Raw genomic sequence first — 7,540 nt, 5'->3', positions numbered from 1 at the left:
AAATAACTGATCTAAATTTTGCGCCGGAAAAATGCTTAGTTTGAGGCGTAAGTTGATGTAAATGGTTGTTCCCTATACGAAACTTACAACGAAAAAATAAGTTGTTTTAACAAGTAAAATAGATCAGTTACTTACTATGATTGGTATAATACTAAAAAGCGCTAACTTGATGGACAAGCTAGCGCTTTTTTTTATGCGCTATGAATAATTAATATCAATCACATGCTTAAGCCGATTCGACCAGCTTGATTTAATTTACATACTTGATTTAAAAAAGAGTTGATTCTATAGGGTTGAAAATGCGTAGGGATGCGATTTTCTAAGGCAGGAATAGGCTTTTTATCTTCTTTTAAATGGGTCATAATTAATTTAAGAAGTCCGGATAAGTACCCTTTAAATGCCTCACTTTGATACAAACGATCCCAATCAATCACACCTGCTTTATTGTATTGCTGAGTCAATGGCTCTATTTTAGCCGTATAGCCTTGTATCTCAATATCTCCCATACAATATTCTTTCACCAATTGTAAAAACAGATCTAAACACTCACCACGAGGTACTAAATTAAAAAACTCCGTAGGCGAGTTTTTGTCTTCACCTGGTGCATTAATTAAGCGAAATAGGATCTCAAACATATGCACTATGGTTCTATCTAGAATGCGTTGTTTTGGCTGGTGTTGAGATTGAATATCTTGTGCAACCACGCTATAAAGCGTGACCATATCCACTCTTGTAGCAGCTTGATGAGATAGCTTATCAGCAATAGAAATAGGGATTCGATTAGCAATTAAGGTATTAAAAATAGATCGGGCTAACGAATCCTGTATTTCCGAATGTGCTTGGTCAGAGCCTTTAAAAGGTCCTTTTTGATTGCTTGGCATCTCTTTCCTTTGAAACCTTAAATACTTTTCTGAATAACGACGGTAATCATACTATCTTCATCTATAGCATTGAGCGCCCAGTAAAAGAATGAGATAAGGTCGTGCTATCCACAAATTCAAGCTCTCCACCCACAGGTACACCATGTGCGATGCGACTCACCTGAATTTTTTGCTTTCTCGCCATTTCAGCAATGTAATAAGCAGTTGCTTCACCTTCCACTGTTGGATTGGTCGCTAAAATAACTTCAGTAATATTACCTTTTTGCATCTGTTGCTCAAGCAAGTGTAGACCTAATTGCTCAGGACCTACGCCATCTAATGGTGATAGATGCCCCATTAGCACAAAGTAAGTGCCAGAGAATAAAGCAGTTTGCTCAATGGCCACCACATCAACGGGCATTTCAACAATACAAATCACACCATTATCATTGCGCTTTTGATTACTACAAATAGAGCAGAGTTCTTCTTCAGTAAAAGTGCGGCATTGTTGGCAGTGACCTATTTCAGTGACTGCACGTGCTAAGACATCGCTTAATTTAAGTGCACCATTACGGTTTTTATCTAACAGATGATAAACCATACGTTGCGCTGATTTGGGGCCGACACTAGGTAAACATTGTAAAGCCTGTGTTAGCTCTTCGATTAAGGGTCTATTTGACATTATTTTTTCTTCTTAACATTTAATTAGGTCGATTAAGCCATGTAAATTGACTTAATATTTTCCATTGAATTCAGTGACTTTTTCAAGCTCATAAAAGGATTCGGTAATCGTATCGAGTTTATCATCTAATAACGTTCTCGCATCATTTAAACCCTGGTTATAATAATATCCGCCCATTTTTTCACTGAAAAAGTCTAACAAAAATTCCGCATCAAATTGCCCAAGCTCTTGGTCCAACTCTTTTTCAAAATAGGCTTGTATTTGTTCGACCATTGCTGCTTTTTGCGCGCTTGAAAAAGTAATCTCAGCCATCTTAATCCTCAGCTTATATCAGTATTATTTAAGCTCTGTAATTTTAATTTGCTCAATCGTGGGTTGTAAATCTTTGAACAAATTAATAGCAACCGATTCCGCTAATGCTAAATAAGGTGCAACTAATTCAGCCTGTTCATTTTTAGCAACTGTCGGATAACCTTGATCGGTATTTTCGCGGTATTGAATATGCAAAGGTAATTCGCCTAGAAAAGCTAAATTAAATTGCTCTGCTAGTTTTTTACCACCTCCCGTCCCAAAAATAGCTTCTTGATGACCACATTTAACACAAGAATAGAGACTCATATTTTCAATCAAACCAGTGACCTTCACATCCACTTTATTAAACATGGTCACGCCTTTTTTAGCGTCGATTAATGCCACATCTTGCGGTGTTGTTACTATCACTGCGCTGGTTAATGCCACGTTTTGTGACATGGTTAGTTGGATATCGCCAGTACCGGGTGGCATATCAACAATCAAGTAATCCAGTTCAGGCCAGTCTGTTTCGTTTAATACTTGCTGTAGCGCTTTGCTAGCCATCGGCCCACGCCATACCATGGCATCTTTATCTTCAATTAAGAAACCAATGCTATTACATACAATGCCATGTGCTGAGATTGGTTGTAATAGTTTGCCATCTGCAGAGGTTGACTTAGTCGTTTTTTCACCCAGCATGGTAGGCACTGATGGGCCATAAATATCCGCATCAAGCAAACCAACTTTGGCACCATTTTGAGCCAATGCTAAGGCTAAATTAACACTCACTGTCGATTTGCCTACACCACCTTTACCCGAAGAAATGGCAATAATGTTTTTAATGTTAGCATTCTGTTTAGGTGCTTTTTTATGCTCAAAAACAGGCACTTTATAACTGACCGTCCACACAGGACATTGTTTAAACAGTGCCGTTAAAGGCTGTTCAGCCTGTGTTTTTAGATTGTTTAACCATGTAGGCGCATGAAATGGCAAACAGAGTATAACTTCAGCCGTATCGACATTAATGCTCACGAGGGATTGTTGCTGTAATTTGTTAAATACTTCGGGCTCGATACATTGTGCTAAGCAATCTAACACTTGTTGTTGATTGATTTTCTTTTTAAACAGCATATACAACCTCTTATCTACATTGATTGATTAGTCTATCAAATTAAACAGATAAATCATCCTGATTAAAAAGCAATGAACTGTATTATTAATTGAAAATTAACAGATGATGATGAGTTCAATCACCGAATACCATAAAGGGAATAAAACAGTGTTTAACTATTTCAACCGGATGACGCTAACAGAAATAGATAAGAGTGGGATTATTGGTGTTTTTTGGGTAGAATTATGGGCTTAAAAAAATTCGCCTAGACTTAAGGAATCCCAAATAAATGGCTAATCAAGACCGTAATATACTTGTTACCTGCGCCCTTCCCTATGCAAATGGTCCTATCCATTTAGGGCATATGCTTGAGCATGTACAAGCTGACATCTGGGTGCGTTTCCAACGCTTACGTGGTAACAATATTCATTTTGTTTGTGCTGATGATGCACACGGTACGGCTATCATGCTAAAAGCTCAGGAAATGGGTATCACCCCTGAGCAACTTATTGCTGACGTACAAGCGGATCATGAGAAAGATTTTGCTGGTTTCAATATCAGCTTTGATAACTATCATTCAACACATTCAGAAGAAAACAAAGCCTTATCATCACAAGTATACTTAGCATTGCGTGATAACGGCTACATCACTAAAAAAGTGGTTTCTCAGTTATACGACCCAGAAAAAGAGATGTTTTTGCCTGACCGTTTTGTAAAAGGTACTTGCCCAAAATGTAAAGCAGAAGATCAATACGGTGATAACTGTGATGTATGTGGTGCAACTTATAGCCCATCTGAAATGATCAACCCAAAATCAGTCGTGTCTGATGCAACACCAGTCATGAAAGATACTGAAAATCTGTTCTTTGATGCGCCACAATTCCAAGATATGTTAGTGGAATGGACAAAATCTGGCGCGCTACAAAGCGAAGTAGCTAACAAACTGGGTGAATGGTTTGAAAGTGGTTTAAAAGCCTGGGATATCACTCGTGATGCTCCTTACTTTGGCTTTGAGATCCCAGGTGCTCCGGGTAAATTCTTTTACGTATGGCTAGATGCACCAATTGGTTACATGGGTAGCTTTAAAAACCTGTGTGACCGTACCGATAATCTTAACTTTGATGATTATTGGAAAAAAGACAGCACTGCTGAGTTATATCACTTCATTGGTAAAGATATCATCAACTTCCACGGTCTATTCTGGCCAGCGATGTTAGAAGGTGCAGGTTTCCGTAAACCAACGGGTGTGAATGTTCACGGTTATGTGAGCGTTAATGGCGAGAAGATGTCTAAATCAAAAGGTACTTTCATTAAAGCAAGCACCTATTTAGAAAACTTAGACCCAGAATGTTTACGTTACTATTACGCTGCGAAATTAACCTCTCGTGTGGATGATCTAGACTTTAACCTAGAAGATTTTGCACAACGTGTTAACTCTGACGTAGTGAACAAATTAGTCAACCTAGCTTCACGTACAGCAGGCTTCATTGCTAAAAAATACGATGGAAAACTATCTGCAGAGGTTTCTGAACCTGCTTTATACCAAGAGTTTGTTGACGCAGGCGAGTCTATTGCCGAGCAATTCGAGAAACGTGAATTTGCACGTGCTATTCGTGAAATCATGGCATTAGCTGATATTGCTAATAAGTACATTGATGAAAAAGCACCGTGGGCATTAGCTAAAGTAGAAGGTAAAGAAGCAGAGGTACAAGATATCTGTTCAATGGGTATTAACCTGTTCCGTGTATTAATGACTTACCTGAAGCCTATCATGCCTAAACTAACGGAGCGCAGTGAAGCTTTCTTAAATGAAACATTAACTTGGGATAGCATCAAGACACCGTTAGCGGGCCATCAAATTAATAAATTTAAAGCATTGTTCCAACGTATTGATCCAAAAAACATTGAAGCAATGGTTGAATCTTCAAAGGCAAGTGCAGCGGCAGATGCAGCAGCAAAAGAAAAAGCAGCGGCGGCAACACAAGCAGTAAGTCAAAGTGAGCTAGATAAAGAACCAATCGCAGATCAAATTGATTTCGATACTTTTGCTAAAACAGATTTGCGAGTAGCATTAATCGCCAAAGCAGAGCATGTACCTAAAGCGAATAAGTTATTAAAACTGACGTTAGACTTAGGTGGTGAAACACGTACTGTATTTGCAGGCATTAAATCGGCTTATAAACCAGAAGATTTAGAAGGTAAATTAACAGTGATGGTCGCCAACCTTGCACCACGCCAAATGAAGTTTGGTTTATCTGAAGGTATGGTATTAGCAGCAGGTCCTGGCGGAGAAGATATTCATATCTTAACTCCAGACTCAGGTGCGAAACCAGGCCAACGTATTATGTAATAGCAATACGCTAAGATACTGATCAACAGAAAGCCTTAAGTTAACCCTTAAGGCTTTTTTATTGCACAATATAATATTAAACAGGAAACAGCAGATGAAACAAGCGATTACTGGCTATCATCAAGATCACGAAGCCCATTGGGTTGCGCAACTAGCCTGTGGCCACTTCCAACATGTTCGACACAGGCCGCCTTTTACAATGCGCCCGTGGGTGATCACTATTGAAGGAAGAAAAAGCATGATCGGACATCAATTAAATTGTGTTAAGTGTGATAATAATGAAGCGAAGGACTTTATAGAATAAATGACTCTAATCAAGGTTATAGATAGAGCCACTTTATAGTTTATTTACCCGTATTCGCCACTGCAGCAAATTTAAGGTCAGGATTTTTTATCACTAATAAAATCCCACTTAGAATAATTAAACTGGAAATGACAAACACCGCCGACACACTTTCCCCTAAAAAAATAAAGCCAGCAATCGCTGCTAAAACAGGCACTAATAACTGCACCACTGCAGCCACATTATGACGTAAGCTAGTTAAGGCTTGATACCAAAGTAAATAACCAAGAGCAGAAGCCAATACCCCCGATAGAATCGCATAGAAAACACCATCAAAGCTTAAATAAGTGCTATCGATATTTATCACTGCAAAAATAATAATTAAAGGAGTAGTACGGAAGAAGTTATAAATCGTATCCGATGTAGGGTCTAAGCTTTTTTTACCCGCTAATGTATAAAATGCCCAGCTCACACCAGAAACACACATTAAGACAAAGGCGATCAGGGAAGGACTAGACACTTGCGGAGCTAGTAAGAATACAAAGCCTGCAACCGCTAAAATTAAACCAATTAACTCAGCACGACTTAATAAATGCCCTTTTAGTACACGAGTTAACAACATAGTCACTTGCACTGTAGCAAATAAAACCAGAGCGCCAGTTGCAGTATCTAGTTGTATATATGCGAATGAGAAAGTTAAAGCATAAACAAATAACCACAACGCATTTAGCCAGCTACCTCGACTCTTTTGTGTATTGATTTGTTCTGCTTTTAACTCTTTGTTCTGGTTATCTTTTACATCAAAATAAAAATGCTTTACGGCCAAGAATAGACCTAAAAACAGGCTGCCCGATAACAAACGGATCACAGTGAAACTACCTGCATCCACTTGCTCGTCACCTAATGCTAAACGGCAAAAAACAGAGTTCGCAGCAAAAGCTATTAATGCAAAGCTAGTTAAAAAAAAGGTTTTATACGTATTATAAGCAGTATTTATCATGACTAAGCTCTTATTATTTAAAAAGTTAATAATTAGTTATGACAGATTTATTGGAAAGTGTCTAATCATGTTAAATATATAACTATAAGATTTAGAACAAAGAACTAGGGGATCAGTTATAAGTAGTTTTACATAGCTAGGAAAAATTGAGACTGAAGATTGAATAGAAAGGATAATTGAAAAAGGTTATCTCAATATCATAAAATAACCTTTAAGCAATTGATTATGCAACAATCAAGGCACTAATAAAACCAATTAAGCCACCAAATACACCACCCCAAACCACTAACCAACCTAGATGTTTACGGATCATCGCTTGAATAATCTCTTTAACAATTTGCGGTGTTAGTTCATTTAAACGCTGCTCAATGATGCTTTCAATTTTAGTTAGAATACTGTTCATCATTTCAGGTTGATCCATTTCACTTTGCAACAGTTCATTAAACTTATCAGATTGTGTTAACTCAATAACCGAGCTTTTCATATGTTTAATAAATGGTTCACGTAATGGTTGTAAAGATTCTTCTCCACCAAACATAGCAAGCATACTGCCAAAAGAAGACTCCATGATCACTTTAATTAAACCATCATAAGTTGGGTTTAAGTCTATTTTCTCGATCACAGGCTCTAAATTTAATTGTGATGATGAAAAGCTACCTGCGGATAAAAAACGCTCTACATTTTGCGCGGTAAAAAACTGCTTCATCATCAGGTTTCTAATACCCGATTTAAACTCTTCAAAGTGAGCAGGTATAACGCCTGAGCCATATAAAAGTGGTACTTTTTCAAAAAGCATGAATACTGCAAGCCAGTTTGTGACTGCACCTGATAAGGCAAATAATCCCACCATCACTAAGATAGAAGAAGCAGTACTTTCCTCAAGTAATAGGCCAATCACTAAAATTAATGCAGCAATTAAATTAGTCATTAAACTTTTATTCATGGTTTTTCCTTATGTTGATT

Annotated in this window: 8 protein-coding genes; 2 read left to right on the top strand and 6 right to left on the bottom strand. The window is 37.7% G+C overall.

Going from position 1 to position 7,540, the window contains the following annotated elements; all coding sequences use genetic code 11:
- Positions 1–218: 218 nt before the first annotated feature.
- From DS885_RS07345 to apbC, 4 genes are all read right to left on the bottom strand, one after another.
- The gene (locus tag DS885_RS07345; protein WP_113818785.1) at positions 219–881 is read right to left on the bottom strand and encodes a hypothetical protein; all 663 of its coding nucleotides are present in this window, start codon (positions 879–881) and stop codon (positions 219–221) included.
- A 61-nt stretch (positions 882–942) separates the two neighbouring features.
- The gene (gene recR, locus DS885_RS07340) at positions 943–1,542 is read right to left on the bottom strand and encodes a recombination mediator RecR (RefSeq protein ID WP_113818784.1); all 600 of its coding nucleotides are present in this window, start codon (positions 1,540–1,542) and stop codon (positions 943–945) included.
- Between the two features lie 51 nt (positions 1,543–1,593).
- Positions 1,594–1,854, bottom strand: a complete 261-nt coding sequence (locus DS885_RS07335) for a DUF2164 domain-containing protein (RefSeq protein ID WP_113818783.1) — start codon at positions 1,852–1,854, stop codon at positions 1,594–1,596.
- Positions 1,855–1,878: 24 nt separating this feature from the next.
- Positions 1,879–2,964: an iron-sulfur cluster carrier protein ApbC gene (apbC, locus tag DS885_RS07330; protein ID WP_113818782.1), complete on the bottom strand. Its 1,086-nt coding sequence runs from the start codon at positions 2,962–2,964 to the stop codon at positions 1,879–1,881.
- Between the two features lie 269 nt (positions 2,965–3,233).
- On the opposite strand from apbC, the gene metG reads away from it, so the two are divergent.
- Positions 3,234–5,294: a methionine--tRNA ligase gene (metG, locus tag DS885_RS07325; protein WP_113818781.1), complete on the top strand. Its 2,061-nt coding sequence runs from the start codon at positions 3,234–3,236 to the stop codon at positions 5,292–5,294.
- A gap of 94 nt (positions 5,295–5,388) precedes the next feature.
- Positions 5,389–5,598, top strand: coding sequence for a DUF3565 domain-containing protein (locus DS885_RS07320; RefSeq protein WP_113818780.1), 210 nt, complete (start codon positions 5,389–5,391; stop codon positions 5,596–5,598).
- Positions 5,599–5,638: 40 nt separating this feature from the next.
- Here the strand turns inward: DS885_RS07320 and DS885_RS07315 are convergent, their stop codons facing one another.
- Positions 5,639–6,577 carry a DMT family transporter gene (locus DS885_RS07315; protein WP_113818779.1) on the bottom strand — a complete coding sequence of 313 codons (939 nt, stop codon included), beginning with the start codon at positions 6,575–6,577 and terminating at the stop codon, positions 5,639–5,641.
- A gap of 223 nt (positions 6,578–6,800) precedes the next feature.
- Positions 6,801–7,520 (bottom strand): DUF445 family protein, encoded by a 720-nt coding sequence (locus DS885_RS07310; protein WP_113818778.1) that lies wholly within the window; start codon positions 7,518–7,520, stop codon positions 6,801–6,803.
- Positions 7,521–7,540 lie beyond the last annotated feature (20 nt).

The organism is Psychromonas sp. B3M02 (genome assembly GCF_003318165.1).
Classification (GTDB): domain Bacteria; phylum Pseudomonadota; class Gammaproteobacteria; order Enterobacterales; family Psychromonadaceae; genus Psychromonas.
This window is presented reverse-complemented; position numbering and strand designations above follow the sequence as displayed.

What these genes read in the sequence shown, in the direction of transcription:
- DS885_RS07320 (WP_113818780.1), top strand. Translation starts at nt 5,389, where the DNA reads ATGAAACAAGCGATTACTGGCTATCATCAAGATCACGAAGCCCATTGG.
- DS885_RS07335 (WP_113818783.1), bottom strand. Translation starts at nt 1,854, where the DNA reads ATGGCTGAGATTACTTTTTCAAGCGCGCAAAAAGCAGCAATGGTCGAA.
- DS885_RS07315 (WP_113818779.1), bottom strand. Translation starts at nt 6,577, where the DNA reads ATGATAAATACTGCTTATAATACGTATAAAACCTTTTTTTTAACTAGC.
- recR (WP_113818784.1), bottom strand. Translation starts at nt 1,542, where the DNA reads ATGTCAAATAGACCCTTAATCGAAGAGCTAACACAGGCTTTACAATGT.
- apbC (WP_113818782.1), bottom strand. Translation starts at nt 2,964, where the DNA reads ATGCTGTTTAAAAAGAAAATCAATCAACAACAAGTGTTAGATTGCTTA.
- DS885_RS07310 (WP_113818778.1), bottom strand. Translation starts at nt 7,520, where the DNA reads ATGAATAAAAGTTTAATGACTAATTTAATTGCTGCATTAATTTTAGTG.
- metG (WP_113818781.1), top strand. Translation starts at nt 3,234, where the DNA reads ATGGCTAATCAAGACCGTAATATACTTGTTACCTGCGCCCTTCCCTAT.
- DS885_RS07345 (WP_113818785.1), bottom strand. Translation starts at nt 881, where the DNA reads ATGCCAAGCAATCAAAAAGGACCTTTTAAAGGCTCTGACCAAGCACAT.